The 22,910-nt window shown below is 62.2% G+C and carries 20 protein-coding genes and 3 tRNA genes; 6 read left to right on the top strand and 17 right to left on the bottom strand.

The genetic code is table 11. The features are described 5' to 3' along the window. Positions 1 to 30: 30 nt before the first annotated feature. The 3 genes from FHP89_RS08780 to FHP89_RS08770 are packed head-to-tail and all read right to left on the bottom strand — an operon-like array spanning position 31 to position 3,369. Entirely contained in the window at positions 31 to 966 is a 936-nt protein-coding gene (locus tag FHP89_RS08780) for an electron transfer flavoprotein subunit alpha/FixB family protein (protein ID WP_144173228.1), read from the bottom strand. A gap of 1 nt (position 967) precedes the next feature. After that, entirely contained in the window at positions 968 to 1,717 is a 750-nt protein-coding gene (locus FHP89_RS08775; protein ID WP_144173226.1) for an electron transfer flavoprotein subunit beta/FixA family protein, read from the bottom strand. Continuing rightward, positions 1,714 to 3,369: an acyl-CoA synthetase gene (locus tag FHP89_RS08770; RefSeq protein WP_144173224.1), complete on the bottom strand. Its 1,656-nt coding sequence runs from the start codon at positions 3,367 to 3,369 to the stop codon at positions 1,714 to 1,716. The genes FHP89_RS08775 and FHP89_RS08770 overlap by 4 nt, the downstream gene beginning before the upstream one ends. 209 nt (positions 3,370 to 3,578) lie before the next feature. Here FHP89_RS08770 and FHP89_RS08765 point away from each other — a divergent pair, with 209 nt between their 5' ends. Both FHP89_RS08765 and FHP89_RS08760 read left to right on the top strand, forming a co-directional pair. Next, positions 3,579 to 5,633: a PAS-domain containing protein gene (locus FHP89_RS08765; RefSeq protein ID WP_144173222.1), complete on the top strand. Its 2,055-nt coding sequence runs from the start codon at positions 3,579 to 3,581 to the stop codon at positions 5,631 to 5,633. An 85-nt stretch (positions 5,634 to 5,718) separates the two neighbouring features. After that, complete coding sequence (locus FHP89_RS08760; protein ID WP_186300181.1) at positions 5,719 to 6,432, top strand: response regulator transcription factor; 714 nt, start codon at positions 5,719 to 5,721, stop codon at positions 6,430 to 6,432. Between the two features lie 4 nt (positions 6,433 to 6,436). Here FHP89_RS08760 and FHP89_RS08755 read toward each other — a convergent pair whose 3' ends face one another. Continuing rightward, a complete protein-coding gene (locus FHP89_RS08755; RefSeq protein WP_144173220.1) occupies positions 6,437 to 7,576 on the bottom strand; it encodes a 50S ribosomal protein L11 methyltransferase in 1,140 nt (379 codons plus the stop codon). Between the two features lie 188 nt (positions 7,577 to 7,764). Between FHP89_RS08755 and FHP89_RS08750 the strand changes: the two genes are divergently transcribed. The 3 genes from FHP89_RS08750 to FHP89_RS08740 are packed head-to-tail and all read left to right on the top strand — an operon-like array spanning position 7,765 to position 9,269. Then, the gene (locus tag FHP89_RS08750; protein WP_144173218.1) at positions 7,765 to 8,394 is read left to right on the top strand and encodes a hypothetical protein; all 630 of its coding nucleotides are present in this window, start codon (positions 7,765 to 7,767) and stop codon (positions 8,392 to 8,394) included. A gap of 6 nt (positions 8,395 to 8,400) precedes the next feature. Next, positions 8,401 to 8,889, top strand: coding sequence for a hypothetical protein (locus FHP89_RS08745; RefSeq protein ID WP_144173216.1), 489 nt, complete (start codon positions 8,401 to 8,403; stop codon positions 8,887 to 8,889). Beyond that, positions 8,889 to 9,269, top strand: a complete 381-nt coding sequence (locus FHP89_RS08740; RefSeq protein ID WP_144173214.1) for a VOC family protein — start codon at positions 8,889 to 8,891, stop codon at positions 9,267 to 9,269. The genes FHP89_RS08745 and FHP89_RS08740 overlap by 1 nt, the downstream gene beginning before the upstream one ends. Here FHP89_RS08740 and FHP89_RS08735 read toward each other — a convergent pair. The 6 genes from FHP89_RS08735 to FHP89_RS08710 form a co-directional block, all read right to left on the bottom strand. Further along, positions 9,266 to 10,099: a Rossmann-like domain-containing protein gene (locus FHP89_RS08735; RefSeq protein WP_144173212.1), complete on the bottom strand. Its 834-nt coding sequence runs from the start codon at positions 10,097 to 10,099 to the stop codon at positions 9,266 to 9,268. The genes FHP89_RS08740 and FHP89_RS08735 overlap by 4 nt on opposite strands. Next, positions 10,096 to 11,679: a VWA domain-containing protein gene (locus FHP89_RS08730; RefSeq protein ID WP_144173210.1), complete on the bottom strand. Its 1,584-nt coding sequence runs from the start codon at positions 11,677 to 11,679 to the stop codon at positions 10,096 to 10,098. The genes FHP89_RS08735 and FHP89_RS08730 overlap by 4 nt, the downstream gene beginning before the upstream one ends. Before the next feature lie 8 nt (positions 11,680 to 11,687). After that, positions 11,688 to 13,094 carry an AAA family ATPase gene (locus tag FHP89_RS08725; RefSeq protein ID WP_144173208.1) on the bottom strand — a complete coding sequence of 469 codons (1,407 nt, stop codon included), beginning with the start codon at positions 13,092 to 13,094 and terminating at the stop codon, positions 11,688 to 11,690. Between the two features lie 116 nt (positions 13,095 to 13,210). Next, positions 13,211 to 13,286 (bottom strand) — tRNA-His (locus FHP89_RS08720). Positions 13,287 to 13,326: 40 nt separating this feature from the next. Then, positions 13,327 to 13,403: transfer RNA gene (locus FHP89_RS08715), tRNA-Arg, on the bottom strand. 25 nt (positions 13,404 to 13,428) lie between these two features. Next, positions 13,429 to 13,505: transfer RNA gene (locus tag FHP89_RS08710), tRNA-Pro, on the bottom strand. 142 nt (positions 13,506 to 13,647) lie between these two features. Between FHP89_RS08710 and dksA the strand changes: the two genes are divergently transcribed. Beyond that, positions 13,648 to 14,073 (top strand): RNA polymerase-binding protein DksA, encoded by a 426-nt coding sequence (dksA, locus tag FHP89_RS08705; protein ID WP_144173206.1) that lies wholly within the window; start codon positions 13,648 to 13,650, stop codon positions 14,071 to 14,073. A 91-nt stretch (positions 14,074 to 14,164) separates the two neighbouring features. Here the strand turns inward: dksA and pnp are convergent, their stop codons facing one another. The 7 genes from pnp to rimP form a co-directional block, all read right to left on the bottom strand. Beyond that, entirely contained in the window at positions 14,165 to 16,264 is a 2,100-nt protein-coding gene (pnp, locus tag FHP89_RS08700; RefSeq protein WP_144173203.1) for a polyribonucleotide nucleotidyltransferase, read from the bottom strand. A gap of 168 nt (positions 16,265 to 16,432) precedes the next feature. Next, positions 16,433 to 16,702: a 30S ribosomal protein S15 gene (rpsO, locus tag FHP89_RS08695; protein ID WP_144173201.1), complete on the bottom strand. Its 270-nt coding sequence runs from the start codon at positions 16,700 to 16,702 to the stop codon at positions 16,433 to 16,435. Between the two features lie 110 nt (positions 16,703 to 16,812). Beyond that, a complete protein-coding gene (gene truB, locus FHP89_RS08690; RefSeq protein WP_144173198.1) occupies positions 16,813 to 17,721 on the bottom strand; it encodes a tRNA pseudouridine(55) synthase TruB in 909 nt (302 codons plus the stop codon). Beyond that, positions 17,708 to 18,094 carry a 30S ribosome-binding factor RbfA gene (gene rbfA, locus FHP89_RS08685; RefSeq protein WP_144173196.1) on the bottom strand — a complete coding sequence of 129 codons (387 nt, stop codon included), beginning with the start codon at positions 18,092 to 18,094 and terminating at the stop codon, positions 17,708 to 17,710. The genes truB and rbfA overlap by 14 nt, the downstream gene beginning before the upstream one ends. 12 nt (positions 18,095 to 18,106) lie before the next feature. Beyond that, on the bottom strand, positions 18,107 to 20,959 hold the full coding sequence (gene infB, locus FHP89_RS08680; protein WP_144173194.1) for a translation initiation factor IF-2: 2,853 nt from the start codon (positions 20,957 to 20,959) through the stop codon (positions 18,107 to 18,109). 14 nt (positions 20,960 to 20,973) lie between these two features. Further along, positions 20,974 to 22,446, bottom strand: coding sequence for a transcription termination factor NusA (gene nusA, locus FHP89_RS08675; RefSeq protein ID WP_144173192.1), 1,473 nt, complete (start codon positions 22,444 to 22,446; stop codon positions 20,974 to 20,976). A gap of 24 nt (positions 22,447 to 22,470) precedes the next feature. Beyond that, a complete protein-coding gene (gene rimP / locus FHP89_RS08670) occupies positions 22,471 to 22,905 on the bottom strand; it encodes a ribosome maturation factor RimP (protein WP_144173190.1) in 435 nt (144 codons plus the stop codon). Between the last annotated feature and the right edge of the window lie 5 nt (positions 22,906 to 22,910).

The raw sequence follows: 22,910 nt of genomic DNA, 5'->3' as shown, positions 1-22,910 counted from the left end.
GCACAATTCCTGAAGTCAGTTGAGCGGGTGTCACAGCGCGGCGTTGAGCGCCGGTATGGCGTCAAACAAATCCGCCACGAGGCCGTAATCGGCAATCTGGAAAATGGGCGCTTCAGGATCTTTGTTGATCGCCACGATGACCTTCGAATCCTTCATCCCGGCCAGGTGCTGAATCGCACCGGAGATGCCAATCGCCAGATACAGTTGCGGAGCGACGATCTTGCCGGTCTGACCGACCTGGTAATCGTTGGGCACGAAACCGGCATCGACTGCCGCGCGACTGGCGCCCAGCGCCGCGCCCAGCGTGTCGGCCAGCGGCTCCAGAATGGCGTGATAGTTCTCGCCGCTACCCAGCCCTCGACCGCCCGAGACGATCACACTGGCGGCGCCGAGTTCCGGCCGCTCGGATTGGGTCAGTTCGCGACTGACCAGCGTCGACAGCGCCAGATCGGGCCCGGCAGTGATCGGCTCGATGCTTGCCGCACCACCATCGCCGACCGGATCGAAGGCCGTCGTGCGCACGGTGATGACCTTCACCGCGTCGCTGCTTTTGACCGTTGCCAGCGCGTTGCCCGCGTAGATCGGGCGCACGAAGGTGTCGGCCGAATCGATCGCGACAATCTCCGACACCTGAGCCACGTCGAGCAATGCGGCGACACGCGGCATCACGTTCTTTCCAAAAGTGGTGGCCGGCGCCAGGAGGTGGGAGTAACCCCCGGCACCGGCAACCGAAACGATCAGTGCGGCAATGTTCTCCGCGCCCTGATCGGTGTAATGCGCGGCATCAGCGCACAACACTTTGGAGACCCCTTCGAGCGCCGCCGTCGCGGCGCAGGCACCGGCGCAATCGGCACCGGCAACCAGTACGTGCAGCTCGCCGTCGAGCGCGCGGGCGGCGGCGACGGTGTTGCGAGTGGCGGCCTTGAGACCGGCCTTGTCATGTTCTGCAATCACGAGAATGGGCATGTCAGATCACCTTCGCTTCGTTCTTGAGCTTGTCGACCAGCTGCGCCACGTCAGCCACCATCACCCCGGCGCTGCGCCCGGCGGGCTCCAAAACCTTGACGGTAGTGAGACGCGCCGCGACGTCCACGCCGAGCGCGTCAGGGGTGACGGTCTCAAGCGGCTTCTTTTTCGCTTTCATGATGTTGGGCAGGGTTGCGTAGCGCGGCTCGTTGAGGCGCAGATCGGTGGTAATCACCGCCGGCATGTGCATCGAAATGGTTTCCAGACCGCCATCGATCTCGCGCATGACGCTCACCTTGCCTTCGGCCACTGTGACTTTCGAGGCAAAGGTGGCTTGCGGCAGATTCATCAGTGCGGCCAGCATCTGGCCGGTTTGATTGGCATCGTCGTCGATCGCCTGCTTGCCCAGAATGATGAGATCGGGCGACTCCTTGTCACACAGTGCCTTGAGCAACTTGGCGACTGCCAGCGGTTGCAGCTCTGCGTCTGTGCTGACCAAAATCCCGCGGTCGGCACCGATAGCCATCGCCGTGCGCAGGGTTTCCTGGCACTGCGCTACGCCGCACGAGACGGCGACCACCTCGGAGGCCACCCCGGCCTCCTTCATTCGCACCGCCTCTTCTATGGCGATTTCGTCGAACGGGTTCATCGCCATTTTGACGTTGGCCAGTTCAACCCCGGATTGGTCAGCCTTGACCCGCACCTTGACGTTGTAATCAACCACGCGCTTGACCGGAACGAGGATCTTCATGCCTTCGCTCCTTCGCTGGTTTCCGCGTTGTGGCGTGCCTGATCGCGCAATACGAACTTCTGGATCTTGCCGGTCGATGTCTTGGGCAGAACGCAGAACTCGATATGCTTGGGCACCTTGAAACGGGCCAGATGACCACGGCAATGCTCGATGATGTCCTCGGCCGTCACCTGCGCGTCTTCCTTGACCTCGATGTAGGCCGCCGGCACCTCGCCCCACTTGTCGTCAGGCTTGGCCACCACGGCCGCCATCATCACCGCCGGGTGACGGAACAGCACTTCCTCGACTTCCAGCGAGGAGATGTTCTCGCCGCCGGAAATAATCACGTCCTTCGAGCGGTCCTTGATCTTCACGTAACCGTCCGGATGCAACACCGCCAGATCCCCGGTATGGAACCAGCCGCCGTCGAAAGATTCAGTCGTCGCCTTCTCGTTCTTCAGGTAACCCTTCATCACGATGTTGCCGCGGAACATGATCTCGCCCATCATCTCGCCATCGGCCGGCACTGGCGCCATGGTCAGCGGATCGAGCACCGTGATGGCTTCCTGCATGTGGTTGCGAACCCCCTGACGGCCATTGCGCTCGGCGCGACGGTCGATCGGCAGCGCATCCCACTCCGGATGCTTGGCACACACCGAGGCCGGGCCGTAGGTCTCTGTCAGCCCATACACATGCGTGATATCGAAGCCCATGCGCTCGGCTCCCTCGATGATCGCGGCCGGGGGTGCCGCGCCGGCGATCAGGCCGCTGACCTTATGATCAATGCCTTCACGCAACTTCTCGGGAGCATTGATCATCATTCCGTAGACGATCGGCGCCCCGCACATGTGGCTGACCTTGTAGCGGCGGATCAGCTCAAAGATCAACGCCGGATCGACCTTGCGCAAACAAACGTTAACGCCCGCGTTGGCCGCCATCGTCCACGGGAAGCACCAGCCATTGCAGTGGAACATCGGCAGGGTCCACAAATAGACCGCGTGCGCCGGCATGCCCCAGCTGATGATGTTGGAAGCGGCGTTCAGATAGGCGCCGCGATGATGATAGACCACACCCTTGGGGTTGCCGGTGGTGCCCGAGGTGTAGTTGAGCGCAATGGCATCCCACTCGTCAGCGGGCAGTTGCCAGGCAAAGTCGGGATCACCTTCGGCGATGAAGTCTTCGTACTCGATCTCACCGACGCATGTGGTGCCGGGATATTCAGGATCGAGCGCATCGATCACCAAAGGCTTCGGCCCGTCGAGCAACTCAAGCGCCGCAGCGACCACCTCGGCGAACTCCGGATCGGTGATCAGCACTTTGGCTTCGCCATGACCCAGCATGAAAGCGATCGCTTCAGCATCAAGCCGGGTGTTAAGTGTATTGAGCACCGCACCGACCATTGGCACGCCGAAATGAGCCTCGAACATCGCCGGCACATTGGACAGCATCACGGCCACGGTGTCGCCCTTGGCGACCCCCTTCGCCGCCAGCGCGCCCGCCAGTTGACGGCAACGGGTATAGGTTTGCGACCAGTTAAAAACGCGCGCGCCGTGAACCACGCTGGTGCGCGCCGGATACACACTGGCCGTGCGCTCTATGAAACTGAGCGGCGACAGGGCAACATAATTGGCGGGATTCTTATCCAGCCCCTGCAGATAGGGATTGTTCGACACCTTTTTGACTCCTCGTACCCATGTGGTTCAACCGGGCGCCGGAAACATCCGGCACAGCTCCGCTCGGCGGCGGCTTGGTCGATTAGAGTGGCAACAAAAGTTGTCGTAACTTCGTTAAAAATGTACTGAATCTTGTCGCCAACCGAATCCCCCCGGCTCAGCCCCTAAGATCAAGCTTCTCTTCAGCTCTCACGACCCTAGCCCGCGCCATGACCGACCCCCTCCCTCCGACTGGCAACAACGCCGAGCAGATCAGCGACCAGCGCTATCGCGAAATGGTCTCGGCCGCGCTCGACCACATCAACGAAGGGGTCACCGTGTTCGATCACACGCTGCACCTCGTCACCTGCAACCACAGCTTTCTGCGCCTGCTCGACTTCCCCGACCGCCTCGGCGTGCCGGGCACGCCGTTTGAAGCCTTCATCCGCTACAACGCCGAGCGTGGCGAGTACGGCGACGGCGACGTCGACGCCCAGGTCGCCCAACGTGTGGCAGACGCGGCCAGCTTTTCGCCCCACGAAACCCAGCGCCTGCGCCCCAACGGAACGCTGCTGCTGATCCGCGGTTTTCCGCTACCGCACAACGGGTTCATCACCCTCTACTCAGACATCACCGAGGCCGACCGACAGCGCCGCCAGATCGACCAGCACCAGAGCGAGCTCGAAGCGCACATCGCGGCACGCACCCACGAACTCACAGTCACCAACGCGGAGCTGCGCGGCGCGCTCGAAAGCAACCAGAAGATCGCCACCCAACTGCGCAACAGCGAAGCGCGGCTGCGCCTGATCACCGACACCATCCCCGCCCACATCGCCTACTTCGACCACACCTGGACCTACCGTTACGGCAACAAGCGCTACGCCGAATGGTTCGGCTGGAGCAGCGAAAGCATGACCGACAAGCCCATCCGCGAAGTCATCGGCGAGACCTTGTTTACACGCGTCGAAAATGAGGTACGCGCCGCGCTGGCGGGCGAGGAGGCAACCTACGAATACGCGCTCGACGGCGCCGAAGGAGCGCGAATGTTCGCGCGCAGCACGCTGCTGCCGGACATTACCCCCGACGGAAAGGTCATCGGCTGCTTCGTGCACTCGGTAGACATCACCGAGCAGCGACGCACCCACAACGCGCTTGCCCAAGCGCAAAAAATGGAAGCCATCGGCCAGCTCACCGGCGGGCTGGCGCACGACTTCAACAACATGCTGGCAGTGATCATGGGCAATCTCACCGGCCTGCGTGAAGCACTGCCCGACACCCCTGAAGTGGACGAGTACGTCGAGCCGGCGATGGGCGCCGCCGAAGGTGGCGCAGAGCTCATCAAGCGGCTACTCACTTTCTCGCGCCAGCAACCGATCGAGGCGTGCGCGGTCGAGGTCAACGCGCTGGTGCACAACATGGCGCGGCTGATCCGCCGCTCGGTACCCCGCGCGATCACGGTATCGACCACCTCGCACGCCGACGACCTGATCGCCCTGGCCGATCCGCACCAGCTCCAGAGCGCGCTGCTGAACCTGGCGCTGAACGCCCGCGACGCAATGCCCAACGGCGGGCAACTGATGATCGAGTCGTCACTCGAAGCCATCGACACTAACGCCGCCAGTGACCTCGAAATTCCTCCCGGTGACTATGTCCAGATTGCCGTCACCGACAACGGCACTGGCATGGACGGAGTGACTCTGGCGCGCGTTTTCGAGCCTTTCTTCACCACCAAGAATTTCGGCATCGGCAGCGGCCTGGGCTTGTCGATGGTGTATGGCTTCATCAAGCAATCCAACGGCGGGGTGCGCATCCGCAGCCGTCAGGCAGTGGGCACCACGGTTGCACTACTGCTCCCACGCATCGCCCCGGCCGCGCCAGACAATGGCGCCGATGGCTCTCTCGGCAGCGACCACGCCGATCTCGCCAACACGCTGGTGCTGCTGGTAGAAGACGACGCCGAAGTGCGCAAGATCGTGCGAAAGCAACTCGCCTCGCTGGGCTGCGCAGTGCTCGAAGCCGAGAACGGTCACGAAGCGGCCGACATGATCGAGCACATCCCGGCAATTGGCGCCGTGCTCAGCGACATAGTCATGCCCGGCGGCATGGATGGCCGCGCGCTAGCGCGTTTCGTGCGCGGTTTCCGCCCGGCACTACCGCTGGTGCTGATGAGCGGCTACGCCACCCAGCACCCTGGCAACCATGAACACAGCGCCACCTTCGTCCTGTCCAAACCCTTCAGCCGGGAAGCGCTCGCCAACGCATTGCACAAGGCGCTGAAGCACTAGAAAATCAGATTCCCTGCGACGGCGCAGCGCGTCGCCGGCACGGCACCGAAAGCACTTGGCCAGCACAGCAAAAGGAGGACCATCCATGACCGACGCAAAGCGGCCACTGATCTACATTGTCGAAGACGATTTTCGCGTGGCGCAACTGATCGAAAAGACGCTGCTCAAGTTCGATTTTCGCTGCAAGGTCTTCTCCACCGGCAGCGACTTTCTGCGTCAACTGCGCGTCCAGCCACCGCACATCACGATTCTCGACCTCGGCCTACCGGACATGGACGGACTGCAAGTGGTGAGCCAGCTGCGCGCCAGCTACGGCTTCGGGCTGCTCATCGTCACCGCCCGCGCTGACACCCACGACCGCGTGCTCGGGCTGGAGCTCGGTGCTGACGACTACGTCACCAAACCTTTCGAGCCGCGCGAGCTGATTGCCCGCGTGCGCAGCGTCTATCGGCGTTATCAAGCCAACGTCGTATCGCCGCTGGCCACGCCCAAAATTGCGCGTTTCGCAAACTGGCGTTTTGATCTGGCAACGTTTTCGCTGGTCAGCCCGACCGGCGTCGAAACGACCCTCAGCCAGGCCGAAGGACAACTGCTGACCGTACTGCTCGAGCACGCCAACCAGATCCTCTCGCGCGACCAGCTGCTCGACGGGCGGGACGTGTGCGCGCTCGACCGCAGCATCGACCTGCGCATCTCCCGCCTGCGTCGGCGGCTGGACGAAGACCCCCAGCACGCCAAGCTGATCAAGACGGTGTATGGCGCGGGCTATCTGCTCGCCGCCACCGTCGACTGGCAATAGACCTTTAGTCGGGCTTCGCCACCAAACGCCACAGCGTCGTCATTTCAGCCGCGCGAGCGACATGTAGCGGATCATCCGAGTCCTGCGCCTTGGCATGGCGCGGACGGATCTCGTGGCGATCGCGAACGCTCAGGCCGGCGGCGTCGATCCAGGCCAGCAATTCTTCGCGCGTACGCAGGCCCAGACGCTCGGCCAGATCCGACAAGATCAGCCAGCCCTCGCCGTCCGGCGTGAGATGCTCGGCCAGCCCGGCCAGAAAGCCACGCAACATCAGGCTGTCGGGGTCGTACACCGCTGATTCGATGGGTGCAGACGGCCGCGCCGGCACCCAGGGCGGATTGCACACCACCAAGGGCGCGCGGCCTTCGGGGAACAGATCCATCTTCTGCAGCGCAACTTGCTTGGCCACACCGAGCTGGGTCAGGTTGTCCAGCGCACACGCCAGCGCCCGCGAATCGGTATCGGTCGCCACCACCTGCTTCACGCCGCGCTTGACCAGCACGGCCGCCAGCACACCGGAGCCGGTGCCAATGTCAAAGGCCAGCGTGGTGGCCGGCAACGGCGCCTGCGCAACCAGATCCACATACTCACCCCGAATCGGCGAAAACACGCCGTAGTGCGGCGTAATCGTGGCGTCCAGCGCGGGCACGCTCACGCCCTTGAGGCGCCACTGATACGCCCCCACCAGGCCAAGCAGTTCACGCAGCGAGATGGCATAGTCGACCTTGGCCGCGCCAAACACGCTCGTGCAGGCCTCGGCCACATCCGGCGCGCGCCGCAGCGACACACGATGTCCCGCCGCCACCGGCACCAGCACCATGCCCAAGGTGCGCGCCTGCTGCGCCTGCGCCTGACGATGCAGATGAAAGCGCTCGGCGATCGACTTGTCGTCCGACGGCCCCCGCCGGCTGCGCTGCACGCGCCGGCTCATCGCCTGCAGAAGCTGGCGTGCATTGTGATAGTCGCCCTTCCACAGCAAGGCCGTGCCCTCGCAGGCCAGCCGGTAGGCGGTGTCGGCGCTCATGGTGTCGTCAGCCGTCACCACCCGGCGCGGCGGCGGCGCGCCCCGCTCGGAGCGCCACTGCGCGCTGTGGGTGCGCGTACCTACGGTCCATTCAATCATCGGCTGTTCGGATTCGGTCATGCCGGCCTCCGCAAACAGGTCGGGTATAGCGTCATACACATGCGGGCGTTTTTCACATCGGTCTCGATCGTCGGTTCGGCAGCCCAGGTGGCGCGCCGCAATAGCAAAAGCGGATTGTACGCGCGCCGGCTTGCCCTCGGCCCGCTGGCTCGGCTAGGCTGGCTCTTCCGTTGCCTGACTCCTGGCCCATGAACCACTTCTCCATCCCCTTCGGGCTGATCTTCAGCCTGTTTGTATTTGTCATGATCTGGCGTGTGATCATGCGCGTGCTGCGCCGGGTATCGCGCATGACCGACCGCTTGCCCGCCGACGCTGGCCCGGTCGTGAACCGCTCCGGTTGGGGCAGTGCCGTCATCAACGGCGCCCGCGCTACCAACTGCATCCGTGTGGTCGAATACGCCACGGGCCATGCGGTCCAGATGCATCCAGTTTTTGGCGGCGGACTGGTGTGGCTGCCCAAACACGACACCACGCAACAACACGACGGCACAGCCGCCCTGCTGAACCATGGCAAACATGCGATTCAACTGACCGGGAAGCTCGCCGAATTCATGAACCCGAAAACCCGTAACACCCCACCCGCACACACCCACGCAATGCACACCCACCGGGCCACCCCCGACCCGGACCACTCGAAAACCACCGCCCTCGCCACCGGTGTACGCCGTCTGCCGCGCGACACGGGCGGCAGCGGGCTGAGTCGTCTGGCCATCTGGATCGCCATCGCGCTGCTGGTGTTCGTGGTGCTTCGCCGCACCGTGCCCGAGCTGATCGCACTGATCGAACAGATCATTACCGAGCTGCTGAGAGGATTCTGATACGCCATGTCATCGCCCCCGACACCGCCCAGGAACGACACCACCACCATCGCCGTGGGCCCGGACGAAATGATCGCCCGCATCCGCACCGCCAAGCCCCAGGTCATGCAATGCCCCGTGCCGCCCGGCGCCGGCGTGCCACAAGCCGCACCGGCCAAGCCGACGCATCCGGCCGAGCAGAATCTCTATCAGTCGGCCGGTGCCCTGATGCGCCGCCTGGCCGACACCGTGACCGAATGGCGCACCCAGGTGCCCGACGACGCACAACCGGCGATCCTGGCCATCCTGCATGGCGGCGTGCAGATCAACGTCAGCTTGCTGGCCGAAGAGAGTTTTCACGGTATCCGGGTCGAAGGCACGCTCAACGGCGCGCCCTGCATGCTGCTCGCGCACCAATCCTCGATCCAGTTGCTGTGCTATGTGGCCAAGGTGGAGCCCGAAGCACCCCGGCGCACCATCGGCTTCATCATCGACGGAGAAACACGAGAAATATGATGCGTATCAGTCACCTCGACCATCTTGTACTGACGGTCGCCGACATCGCCGCGAGTTGCGACTTCTACACACGCGTCATAAAGATGGAGAAAGTCGTCTTTGGCGGCGGCCGCATCGCGCTCGCCTTCGGCCACCAGAAGATCAACCTGCATCAGCATCACGCCGAGCTGCAACCACATGCCAAGGCGCCGCTGCCCGGTAGCGCCGACCTGTGCTTCATTAGCAGCACACCGCTGACCGAGGTGATCGCCCACTTGGCCGACTGCGGCGTCGCGGTGCTCGACGGGCCGATCCCGCGCACCGGCGCCACCGGGCCGATCCTGTCGGTGTATTTCCGCGACCCCGACGGCAACCTGATCGAAGTCTCGAACCCCGCCTAAACGCTGAAGAGCAGCCGCTCGAAGCCTGGCCAGCCGGCCGGTGTCACGGCGCACTTGCGCGCATGGCGGCTCCAGCCCTCACCCGCCGCCAGCGCGGCGATGAAGCCGTCATGGTCCGTCACCCAGCTGCCGCCCAGCGAACTCACGCCACGCGCAAACAAGGCATCCGGCAGGCAGCCGGCGCTGGGGCCGATCAAGGCGATGCGGGTGGCCCGCTCGCACAACGTCAGCATGCGCTCGAGCGTGTCATTGAGCAGGATCGTGCTGGTCGACAACACCTTGTTGCAGTCGGCCAGCGCCGAGGCATCCGTGGTGACTTCATACCCCGCCTGCGACCCGGCCAGATCGGCATTCAACTCCACCACGACCAAACCCGCACCCGACGCCACGATGCGATCGGCCAGCGGCCGGAAGAAGCCGATCATGCCGATACGGTCGCCGGCCTCGGGCTGCAGGCCACCAATGGAATCCGCGCTGTCAGGCGGCGCGTAACCGGCCCGGTCAAGAAAATGCCGGGTGATCGCATTGGCGGCGGCAAAACCGAGCGTACGCGCGACGCCTTCACCCGCGACATACGCCCGAGCCAGCGTCATGGCCTCGGCACCGACCACGCCCAAGCCATCGCGTCGGTCGATCAGTTGGCGCAACGTATCGTCGAGCAGCACATACGACAGCCCCAGCGCGCCGTCCTCGAGCTCGATCGCGCAGAACTCGCCATTCTTGCTGCCAGCCGCTTCAAGCGGCGGCAAATGCAATGCACGGACGCGTGGCAGCGGGTGCCGTGCGGCGATCTGTTCGAGTTGCTTCAGGTAGTCGTTGGCAAAACTCATGGTCGCTCCTTTGAAGACGGCGCTGGTGCCGCGTGCTGGCCCGCACGCACCGCTTGCGAGGCCTCACCACCCGACACCGTCGAACGCCGGTTCTCGGGCGTTCTGAGCGCCCCGGGGAAGTACTCGGCGGTAAGACTCTTGCTGTGGACCGGCGATTCGGCATCGCTGGGGCCGAATCGCCGCCAGTCGCGTACCCAGAAGATCGCGTCCGACAATTCGAGCAGACCCACTGTCTCCCGGTCGCCGATCAGCACGCCTTGCACGCGCAAGCCGGTATGCGCTTTTACGCTGGCCAGTCGCTCGGCCAGCGCCGGCGTTGCGCCAAACGCGCCATCGGTGGCGAGCAGCAGGTCGGCCTGCGCCCACTGCGCCGTAGCGACCGCATCCAGGCAGTGCTCGAGCGGCCCGCCAATATCGGTGCCACCACGGAAGGCCTGACCGAGAAACTGCGTCAGGCGCATCACGCCGTCCACATCCATCGACAGCTGAATTTCCAGCACCTCGCCAGGCCCGCCAAACGCAAACACCCGGCAATCTCGCCGCTGCGCATGCGCACTGCGCGCCGCCTCCAGCACCACCGCCTTGGCCACCGCCTCGGCACCACCTTGCATGGAGCCGGAGGTATCGACGCAAATGAGCATCGGCCCCATCTCGGGGCGCGGCGCCGGTGTGGGCGCAGGCGTCGGCAAATATACCGTGCTGACTTCGTGCACCACCTCCGACATCCGGTCGTCGTCTTCGTAGGTCAGCAAGGCACGCTCGGCACGTCGGGCATGCCAGACCAGACGGAGCTTGGGGTGCCCGAGCAGGACAGATTCCACCGGCAGCATGCGGCTGATGCGGTCCGAGCGTTGAATACCGCGGGTTTCGCCGGGCAGGTCGGGGACACGCACGCTGCGTGAGAACTGACGCGTGGCTTGTGCCGCGCGCTGGATGTCGGTTTGTCGGGCGCTGTCGGTGTCGGGCTGACGAGCCGCTTGCGCCCGGCCCAGGCCCCGAATCACCTTGGCGAGTTCAGGCAGTTGTTCAATCAAACCTCGCGCCTGCAGGACGGCCTGCCAACTGGTGCTGCGCAGCAAGCCGGCCAGCAGGTCCCAGCGGTCGTTGTCGGCCAGGTCGGGCACCTGCCCGAGCGCCGCCGCCAACTCGTCCATCACCCCGCAACGGTCACGCCAGTCGGCGGAAAACGCGTCGATGGCCATCTGTTCGGCCTGGGTCGCGCTGGCACCGCGGTCCTGATAGTCGACGATGAGATCGAGATGAAACAGCGCACTCATCAGCACGGTGTCGGCCAGCGCCGCCTCACGCTGGCAGTGGCGCGCCAGTTCGAGTTGTTCGAATACCGCCACCAGCGGCGCGGCCAATGGATCGCCCGGCCAGCGCCATGCCGGCGCATCGGACAGCGTGCCTTGCGCGAGTTGCGTCCGTAACTCATCAAGCGCCGACAGGCGGGATTCGAGCTCACCCCGCGAATGCGTCAAGCCGCCCAGCCACAGACTACGCGGCAGCGTTTCCAGCGCGGCGAGCTTGTCTTCCAGCGCGGAGAACATCAGCGCAGTGACCGCCTCGGCCGCCGGCATCGGAGACCTCAATCGTCCCAGGCGTCGTGAACGACGGGGTCGGGCGCAGAGCCTTGTCCGTCGGCCAGTCGCGGTAGCGCCTCGAAGCCGGCCCGCGCCGTCATCGCACGCTCGCGAAGCGCGGCAATCGCCAGCACCGTGCCGTCAAGACGATTCCGGGCGGCATCCGCGAAGGCGGGATCCATCCACAAGCTCGCGGCGGCGTATTGCGCGAGATCCGCGGCCTGGGCCTGCACCTCGGCCGCATAGCGCGCGATACGCGCAATCAGCGCATCGACTTGCGCAGTGCGCGCCTCGATGTGCACCTCGCCGTAACGGCGCTTGCGCTGATAGGTCATCCGCAATGCGCCCGCCCCGCCCTTGGCGTCTCCCACCTCGTGCGCCAGATCGCCGGCCGAGAAGCGCAGACGGCCGTCGGCGTCATAGTCCAGGTCATTAGCCTTGAGTTCAGCCGCCAACTGCGCCTCGAAGGCCTCGACCACGCGGGTGAGGCGAGGCGGTGAGATGGCCATCCGAATCCCCAGACGGTCGAGCAGCCAGGCCGCGATCTGATGTTGCGATTCACGATCGGCACCGAGACACGCGGGTAACAAGGACAGGTCCCACATCGACACGTCAGCACGCGCCTCAGTCGCCGCGGCGGTCTTGAGCAAGTACACCACTTTGACCCAGCGCCGGTCCGACACACTCACCGTCATCTCGTCCAGCGCACTGCGAAGCTGCCCCAGCAAGGCGATGACGGTATCGGGAACGCGCACCTCGGCGGTAACTGAAGCCAGCCACGCGAGATCCTCGCGCGAGAAGCGCTCGGCGAACGGTGCCATCCCGGTATCGGCTGGTGAGGCGAGCAACTGGGCGAACTGCCCCGCACTGACTGGCTCGACCGGCAAGCGCATCAGGAATCGATCAAAAAACGCCTCGGCCACTTCATCGTCCGGCACCGCATTGGTGGCGCCGACCACCGACACCAGCGGACAGCGAATCCGCCCCGCACCGTTGTCGAACTCACGCTCGTTCAAGAGCGTCAGCAAGGCGTTGAGAATGGCGCTGTTGGCCTTGAACACTTCATCAATGAAGGCAATGCTGGCATCGGGCAAAAAACCGGCAACATGCCGCTCATAGCGATCCTGTTCCAGTGCGCTGATCGACAAGGGGCCGAACAACTCCTCGGGCACCGAGAACCGGGTGAGCAAACGTTCGAAATACCGACCGTCCGAAAACGCCAGGTGCAAGCGTCGGGCCAGGGCGCTCTTGGCCGTGCCCGGCGGGCCGATCAGCAGCGAATGCTCACCGGCAAGTGCAGCCAGCAGAACGCGTCGTGCCAAGGTGTCGCGCTCGACCAACCCCTCCGAGAGCTGATCGAGAATGCGCTTCAGGCGCAGGGTCAATTGGGAGTGCGTGGACGCGGAGATCATGTACCGATGATAAACACCGGACCCGCCTTCTGTCTTGACGCACGGCAACCAGAAAAATACCGACACGCGGGCAGCAAAGAAAAAGGCCTCCGCATTCGCGGAGGCCTTTTTGTTTTTGGGGCGACATACCGGTTTCGAACCGGTGACCCTTGGAATCACAATCCAATGCTCTACCAACTGAGCTAATGCCGCCACTTTCTGTCACCGGCGCTTTCGCACCGGCTAAATAACCTGGTCTGCCCGGCAGGGATCGAACCTGCAACCCCCGGCTTAGAAGGCCGGTGCTCTATCCAATTGAGCTACGGGCAGATTCGCCGGGCAATCGGGGTGAGCCTGGTCGGGGTGGAGGGATTCGAACCCCCGACATCTTGCTCCCAAAGCAAGCGCGCTACCGGACTGCGCTACACCCCGAGAAGGCGCGAATATTACACAGACTCTGGAAAGGCGTCAAACACATTTTTTAGTACCGTTTTCACCGGCAAACGCGCTTTACTTGCGGCCCCTGCTGCTTTCTGCTATTAAATCGCCTTCACACATCCACGAGTACGACGGCATGGCTGACGACACACTGCACAAACAGTTCCCGCCTTATGTTCCCACCAAAGGTGAAGAATATATGAGCGAGAAACAGCAGGCGCATTTTCGCGAAATCCTCAGTAGTGTGAAGTCCGAGCTGATGGACGATATCGAGCGGACAGTTCACACCATGCAGGACGAAGCGACCGTGTTCGCCGATCCCAATGACCGCGCCAGTCAGGAGTCCGATATTGCGCTTGAACTGCGCAACCGGGACCGTGAGCGCAAACTCATCAAAAAGATCGACGAGGCCCTGGGCCGCATCGAATCCGGTGAATATGGCTATTGCGATAGCTGTGGCGTCGAAATCGGCCTGAAGCGCCTGGAAGCGCGTCCGACGGCGACCATGTGCATCGACTGCAAGACCCTTGAGGAAATGCGCGAACGCCAAGTGGCCAAATAAGCCTCCCGGGCGTTTTTCGCATCGCCGTTCAAGCGGCCGCAGATAAAAAAAGAGGCACCCGCGGGTGCCTCTTTTCATGTCCGACCGTCGATTACTCGGCGGTTTCGTTTTGGACGGCCTTCATGCTCAAACGGATACGACCACGGTCGTCCGTCTCCAGCACTTTGACTTTCACCACATCGCCTTCGTTGACGTAGTCGGTCACCTTCTCGACCCGCTCGTTGGCGATCTGCGATACGTGCAGCAGGCCATCGCGACCCGGCAGTACGTTCACAATGGCACCGAAGTCCAGAATGCGCACCACGGCGCCTTCGTAGACCTTGCCGACTTCGACTTCGACCGTAATGGCTTCGATCTTGGCCTGAGCGGCTTTTGCGCCTTCGACGCTGACTGACGAGATGGTGATGTTGCCGTCGTCCTGAATTTCGATGACCGTGCCGGTCTCTTCCTGCAGCGCGCGAATCACCGAACCGCCCTTGCCGATCACGTCGCGGATTTTTTCCGGATTGATCTTCATGGTGATCATGCGCGGTGCGAATTCAGACACTTCACCGCGGTGCGAATCAAGCGACTGCTTCATCAGGTTCAGGATGTGATCCCGGCCTTCCTTGGCCTGGGCCAGCGCGACCTGCATGATTTCCTTGGTGATGCCCTGGATCTTGATGTCCATCTGCAGTGCCGTCACACCGTTCTCGGTACCGGCAACCTTGAAGTCCATGTCGCCGAGGTGATCTTCGTCACCGAGGATGTCGGTCAGCACGGCGAAGCGGTTGCCGTCCTTGATCAGGCCCATGGCGATACCTGCCACGTGGTCGCTCAACGGCACGCCGGCGTCCATCATGGCCAGCGAACCACCGCACACCGACGCCATCGAGCTGGAGCCGTTGGATTCGGTGATTTCCGACACCACACGCACGGTGTAGGCAAAGTCTTCAGCCGTCGGCAGCACAGCAGCCAGCGCGCGCTTGGCGAGGCGGCCGTGGCCGATTTCGCGGCGCTTCGGCGTACCGACACGGCCGGTTTCGCCGGTAGCGAACGGCGGGAAGTTGTAGTGCAGCAGGAAGCGGTCGCGGTACTCACCGGCCAGCGCGTCGATGATCTGCTCGTCACGGCTGGTACCCAGCGTGGCAACGACCAGCGCCTGAGTTTCACCCCGGGTGAACAGTGCCGAACCGTGGGCACGGGGCAGCACGCCGGTGCGAATGTCGATCGGGCGAACGGTGCGGGTGTCGCGGCCGTCGATACGCGGCGCGCCACTCAGGATGCGACCGCGAACCACGGACGCTTCCATGTTGTGCAGCAGATCTTTGACTTCGTTCTCGGTCGGCGCGTCGTCGCTGCCGTCGCACACCAGCGCGATGGCTTTCTTGCGAACGTCGTTGATCTGAGCGGTCCGTGCCTGCTTGTCGGTCACGTTGAATGCGGCATCAATGTCGGCTTGCACGGCTTCGTTCAAGCGTGCGATCAGAGCCTCGTTGGCCGGCGGCGCCTGCCAATCCCAGGCGGGCTTACCAGCGACTTCAACCAGCTCGTTGATGGCGTTGATGGCCGCTGCCATCTGCTCGTGACCAAACACCACAGCGCCGAGCATGACTTCTTCGGACAGCTGCTGGGCTTCGGATTCAACCATCAGTACGGCGGCCTGGGTGCCGGCGACCACGAGATTCAGCTTGCTCTCGGCCAACTGTGTCGTGGTCGGGTTCAGGATGTACTGACCGTCGATGTAGCCGACGCGGCAGGCGCCGATCGGGCCATTGAAGGGCACGCCGGAAATCGCCAGCGCGGCGGACGCGCCGATCATTGCCGGGATGTCCGGATCAACTTCCGGGTTCAGCGAGAGCACGGTCAGGATGACCTGAACTTCATTGTAGAAGCCTTCCGGGAACAGCGGACGGATCGGACGATCAACCAGACGGCAGGTCAGGATCTCTTTCTCGGAGGGACGACCCTCGCGCTTGAAAAAGCCACCGGGGATCTTGCCGGCAGAATAGGTCTTTTCCTGATAGTCGACGGTCAGCGGGAAAAAGTCCTGACCCGGACGGGCCGACTTGGCGGCGACAACAGTGGCGAGCACCACGGTGTCATCGATATTGACGATGACTGCACCGCCGGCTTGACGAGCGACTTCGCCCGTTTCGAGCGTGACGGTATGAGCACCGTACGCGAATGATTTCTTGATTGCGTTAGGCAAGGCACTTTCCTTTCAAGTTAGGCAGCAGGCGACAACTGCCGGGTTTCTTTGCGCTTTGAGTGAAATCGGGAGAGACAATGACAAAAGCCGGCGCGGCCGCAAGGCTCACACCGGCTTTCAATGCGGCTGGCAGACGCTGCTGACGCAGTCGCCATGGGCACCATCCGCTTACTTACGCAGACCGAGGCGCTCAATCAGAGCACGGTATGCATCGGCATTCGTGCGCTTCAGGTAATCAAGCAGCTTACGACGCAAGCTCACCATCTTGAGCAGACCGCGGCGGGAGTGATGATCCTTTGCGTTCGCTTTGAAGTGGCCGGTCAGGCCATTGATGCGGGCAGTCAGCAGTGCCACCTGAACTTCAGGAGACCCCGTATCGCCCGGTGCGCGCTGGAAATCACCAACAATCTGCGCTGTCTGTGCTGTATCGAGAGCCATGTAACGTTACTCTTTGGTTGAATTCTGGTTTTCGGAAAAGCGGGGATTATAACGATGCCCCACCGTAAGTTCAAGTTTCTACGACGGTTTTGATCGTCGAAGATACACGATCACGCCGTGACGACCAAGCGCCGCGACGATAGAACACCACCTTCATCGACCTCGCCGAGGCCCAGAAAGCGTGCTGATTGATAGACCCGGTAAGACCCCGCCACACGGTGCTCCAGTGCGACCGTCTGCCCATGGCAAAGCTGGCGCGCCTGCGCCGCGTCCAACGGCAAACACGGAAGCTCACCGATCAGGCAATCAATTGGCTGCAGCATCGCACGAGCGGACTCAATACTCTCCGCCTCCACGGCATCCAGCGACACCGCGTTTTCGATAGAAAATGCACCAATCGAAGTACGCCGCAAGGCCGTCAAATGTGCGCCACATCCCAGGCTGGCGCCGATATCTTCCGCCAAAGTGCGAATATAAGTCCCTTTGCTGCAACGCACACGCATCACAAACACATCGGGCGCCGTCGGCTCGCAATCAAGCGAATAAATCACGATACGCCGACGCTTTCGCTCGATGTCGATGCCTTCGCGAGCGTAGGCATATAGCGGCTTGCCAGCATGCTTGAGCGCCGAAAACATCGGTGGCAACTGCTCCATCTCACCGATGAACACCATCGCTGCCGCGATGATCTGCTCAGCACTGAACGCCACATCCTGAGACATGACGAGCTCGCCTTCGGCATCGCCCGTGGTGGTGGTCACGCCGAGTTTGACAGTCGCCTCGTAGCCTTTGTCGGCATCGAGCAAGGCCTGAGAGAACTTTGTCGACTCGCCAAAGGCCAGTGGCAGCAAGCCGGTTGCCATCGGGTCCAGCGTGCCGGTATGCCCGGCTTTTGCGGCACCCAGCGCGTTTCTGGCGCGCTGCAATGCGGCGTTGGAACTGATGCCCTGAGGCTTATCCAGCAACAACACCCCATCGACCGGATCGCGCCGACGAGGTGGCCGTTCAGTCTTCTTCATCCGACGACTTGGAACGCGCTTCGTCTTCGTGCACCGCCTTGTCGATCAAGGCCGACAACTGCGCACCACGTTCAACGGAAGCGTCATAAATAAAATGCAACTCGGGCGAGGAGTGAATCCGGATCCGGCGCGCAAGCTCGCGACGCAGGAAGCCCGATGCACGGCGCAAACCGGCGAGGATTTCATCCACGCCTTCGGCACCGGTCATCGATGTGAAGTAGACCTTGGCGTGCGCGAAATCCGGCGTCACATGCACTTCGGTCAGGGAGATGAAGCCGATCCTCGGATCTTTCACCTCCATTCGCAGCAACTCGGCCAGCTCGCGACGCATCTGCTCGCCGACCCGCATTGCCCGTGAATAATCCTTCGCCATTCGAACTCCGGATTACAGCGAACGCGCGACTTCGCGCACTTCGAAGATTTCCAGGTGGTCACCTTCCTGAAGATCGTTGAAGTTCTTGAGCGACAGACCGCACTCGAACGCCGACTTCACTTCTTTCACATCGTCCTTGAAGCGCTTGAGCGACTCCAGTTCGCCGGTGTGAACCACCACGTTGTTGCGGAGCAGACGCACTTTGGAGCCGCGCTTGACGATACCTTCGAGCACATAGCAACCCGCGATGGTACCGACCTTCGACACGGTGAAGACCTGACGGACTTCGACCATACCGATCACTTCTTCGCGCTTCTCCGGCGCCAACATGCCCGACAACGCCGACTTCACTTCATCGACAGCGTCGTAAATGATGTTGTAGTAACGCAGGTCCACACCGAAATTCTCGGCCAGATTGCGCGCCTTGGCATCGGCACGAGTATTGAAGCCGATGATCACGCCGCCGGACGCCTGTGCCAGGTTCACGTCGGATTCGGTAATGGCACCGACCGCACCGTGAATAACCTTGACGCGCACTTCGTCGGTCGACAACTTCTGCAAGGCGTGCACCAGCGCTTCCTGCGAGCCTTGAACGTCTGCCTTGATGATGAGCGGCAGCGTTTTGACTTCGCCTTCGGACATTTGCTCAAGCATGTTTTCAAGCTTGGACGCCTGTTGCTTGGCCAGCTTGACGTCGCGGAACTTGCCTTGACGGAACAACGCAATTTCGCGCGCCTTGCGTTCATCGGCGAGCACAATGGCTTCGTCGCCGGCGGCCGGCACATCCGACAGACCGAGAATCTCCACCGGAATCGACGGACCTGCCGATTCGACCGGCTTACCGTTTTCATCCAGCATGGCGCGGATACGACCAAAGGTCGCACCGACCAGCATCACATCACCCTTGCGCAAGGTGCCTGACTGCACCAGCAGCGATGCCACCGCACCACGGCCTTTATCCAGGCGCGCCTCAACGATCAGACCCTTGGCGGGCGCCTCGTACTGCGCATTCAGCTCAAGCACTTCAGCCTGCAGCAAAATGGCTTCGAGCAGCGCGTCGATACCTATGCCGGTCTTGGCCGACACGGACACGAACATCGCCTCGCCGCCGTACTCTTCCGGCACCACGCCTTCTGCCACCAGTTCCTGCTTGACACGCTCGGGGTTGGCTTCGGGCTTGTCGATCTTGTTGACCGCTACCACCAGCGGCACACCGGCGGCTTGCGCGTGGTGAATCGCTTCCTTGGTTTGCGGCATCACGCCGTCGTCGGCGGCAACCACCAGGACCACGATATCGGTCGCCTTGGCACCACGTGCACGCATCGCCGTAAAGGCCTCGTGACCCGGGGTATCCAGGAAAGTGATCATGCCGCGATCAGTTTCGACGTGGTAGGCGCCGATGTGCTGGGTAATACCACCGGCTTCGCCCGAGGCGACCTTGGCAACACGAATCCGGTCAAGCAAGGAGGTTTTACCGTGATCGACGTGACCCATGACGGTCACCACCGGCGCACGCGGCTCCAGCGGGACGTCTTTGTGATCTTCGGACTCTTCTAGGAAGGCGTCAGGATCATCGAGCTTCGCGGCATGCGCCTTGTGGCCCATTTCCTCGACGATGATCATTGCCGTTTCCTGATCAAGCACCTGGTTGATGGTTACCATCGACCCCATCTTCATCAGCGCCTTGATAACCTCCGTCGCCTTGATCGCCATCTTGTGCGCGAGGTCGGCAACGGAAATCGTCTCGGGGACATGCACGTCGTGCACCACCGGATCCACCGGCGCCTTGAAGTTGGTACTGGTCTGCTGCTGATCACGCTGATTGCGGGAATTACGACCACCGCCGCTGCGCTTGCCACCACGCCAGTTGCTGGTCGTACCTGCCGGCGTGTCGGCGCCACGTGTTTTCAGCGTGCGGCGCTTTGCGCCCTCGCCAGCGTTGGCGTCCTTGCGACCGGCCTCTTCTTTCTGCGGTTTATGCAGCGTATGAGCATCCGCACCTTTGGCTTTGGCCTTGGCACCTTCGGCAGCTTCGAGTTTGGCACGCTCTGCAGAAGCACGTGCCGCCGCTTCGCGCTCTTCGCGCGCCTGACGATCGGCCACTTGTCGAGCCAGCAGATCGGAATGCCGGCGAGACTCGTTCTCCCGAGCCTGGATTTCGGCGGGATCGAGCAGCTCAGAAATCTGAACACGGCGAACGCGACGCTTGGTTGTCGTGGCGGGCGCAGCCTTATCAGCCGGTTCGTCCGCCTTGGCCGTTTTGCCTTTGACCGGTTCGCTCTTGACCGCAGCGGGCAACTCACTCACCGGCGCCTCAGGCGCAGCAGGCTCAGGGGCCTTTTCTGCCTCGACGGCGGCGGGCGCCTCTTCAGCGGCAACAACCGGCTCAGGCACTTCAACCACGGGCTCGACGACTTCAACGACAGGCTCAGCAGCCACCGGCTCGACAACTTTCGTCGGTTCGGCTTCAAGCACGGGGGGTTCGATACCAGCAACAGCATCAGCGTCGACTTCCGGCGCCACTTCCGCCTCGGTGTCTTTGCGGGCCTCGGCTTCGGCCACGAGTTCATCACGCTTCACGAAAACGCGCTTTTTACGCACTTCCACTTGAACCGTGCGTGCGCGACCGGTCGAGTCCGTTGCCTTGATTTCGCTGGTTTCCTTGCGGGTCAGCGTGATCTTGGATTTGGTCTTGTCTTCGCCATGCGAACGCCGCAGGTAGTCCAGCAGCTTGGTCTTGTCTTGCTCGGTCAGCTGACCATTTGCATCCGCAATACTCACACCGGCCTTGTTCAACTGCTCGAGCAGCAAGGCTGCCGGCATTTTCAGCTCGCCGGCAAACTGTGTCACTGTAATTTGTTCCATCTTCCCCCCTTGCCTTACTCGAACCAGTGCGCGCGCGCGACGGTAATCAGCGCAACAGCACGGGACTCATCGATCCCGGTCATCTCCACCAGTTCGTCGGTCGCCAGATCCGCGAGTTCATCGCGTGTCCGCACCCCATGGCTTGCCAGAGCCGCCGCCAGATCCTTGTCCATGCCATCCAGGCCGATCAAGTCTTCGGAAACGGTTTCCAGCTTCTCTTCAGTCACAATCGCTTCGGTCAGCAGGACGTTTCGCGCACGGTTGCGCAATTCGTTGACCGTATCTTCATCAAACGCTTCAATTTCAAGCATCTCGGACAGCGGCACGTAGGCAATCTCTTCCAGAGAAGTAAAGCCTTCATCGATAAGAATGTCAGCCACTTCTTCGTCCACGTCCAGACGCTCCATGAACAAGGTACGCAAGCCACCGCGCTCGACATCCGCACGCTGCGCTGACTCTTCCTCGCTCATCAGATTGATCGACCAGCCAGTGAGTTCAGACGCCAGCTTGACGTTCTGACCACTACGGCCGATGGCGATCGCCAGATTGTTTTCGTCGACCACCACATCCATGGCGTGGGTTTCTTCGTCAACGACGATTGAACTCACTTCGGCCGGTTGCAACGCGGCAATCACAAACTGGGCCGGATCCGGCGACCAGACGATGATGTCAATCTGCTCGCCGCCGATTTCGTTACGCACTGCGGTGACGCGCGAACCGCGCAAACCGACGCAAGTGCCGATCGGATCGATCCGCTGATCGTGCGCCTGAACGGCGATTTTTGCACGCAGCCCGGGGTCACGCGCACACGCCTTGGTTTCCAGCAAGCCGTCTTCGATCTCAGGCACTTCAAGTTCGAACAGCTTCATCAGGAATTCCGGCGCGGTGCGCGACAGGATCAGTTGCGGCCCGCGGGCATTGCGGTCAATGCGCAGCAAGTAGGCCTTGACGCGATCACCAATGCGCAGGTTTTCCTTCTGAATCATCTGATCACGCGGCAACAAGGCCTCCAGACGACCGACCTCGATGATCGCGTTGCCGCGCTCCATCCGCTTGATCGTGCCGCTGACCAGGAATTCCTTGCGCTCAAGGAAGTCGTTGAGCACTTGCTCACGCTCGGCGTCGCGGATCTTCTGCAGAATGACCTGCTTGGCCGCCTGCGCGCCGATCCGGCCGAAGTCGATCGGCTCCAGCGGCTCTTCGATGAACTCGCCGACTTCAATGTCGGAGACCTCTTCACGTGCATCGATCAGACCCATCTGGGCCTCATCATTCTCTACCTCTGCATCGGGCAGAACCTCCCAGCGACGGAAGGACTCGTAATCGCCCGTCTCACGGTCGATCGTCACGCGCACATCGGCATCATCGTGAATGCGTTTCTTGGTGGCAGAGGCGAGCGCCAACTCCAGCGCAGCGAACACGATGTCCTTCGAAACATTCTTTTCACGCGCCAGTGCGTCGACAAGCAGCAGAATTTCGCGGCTCATGTAATCAAACCTCCAGACCGAAGCTCAAAATTGGGGCACCAGACGTGCTTTCTCGACTTCCTCGAGCGGGATTTCCAGCACGCCAGCATCTTGCGCCAGCAACACCTTCCCGTCAGCAAAGCCCTTCAGCACGCCTGAAAAATTTCGTTGATTCCCGTTGTTCAATGGCAGATGCGTGCGCAACTGGATGGTCTCGCCCGCAAAGCGCTCGAAATCGGCCGCTTTCTTGAGCGGGCGATCCAGGCCGGGCGAAGACACTTCCAGACGGTCGTAGTCGATATTCTCGACTTCAAAGACCCGGGTCAGTTGATTGCTGACGGTGGCGCAATCGTCCACCGTGATGCCTCGCGGCACATCGATGAGTACGCGCAACAGCCGGGCACGAGGCGACATTTCCACGTCAACCAACTCGTAGCCCAAACCCGTAACCACCTGTTCAACAAAGCCTGCCAGATCCATTTTCG

This window comes from Denitromonas ohlonensis, assembly GCF_007625205.1.
GTDB lineage: Bacteria > Pseudomonadota > Gammaproteobacteria > Burkholderiales > Rhodocyclaceae > Nitrogeniibacter > Nitrogeniibacter ohlonensis.
The sequence above is the reverse complement of the archived record's forward strand: the minus strand, read 5'-3'. Positions and strand labels throughout refer to the sequence as shown.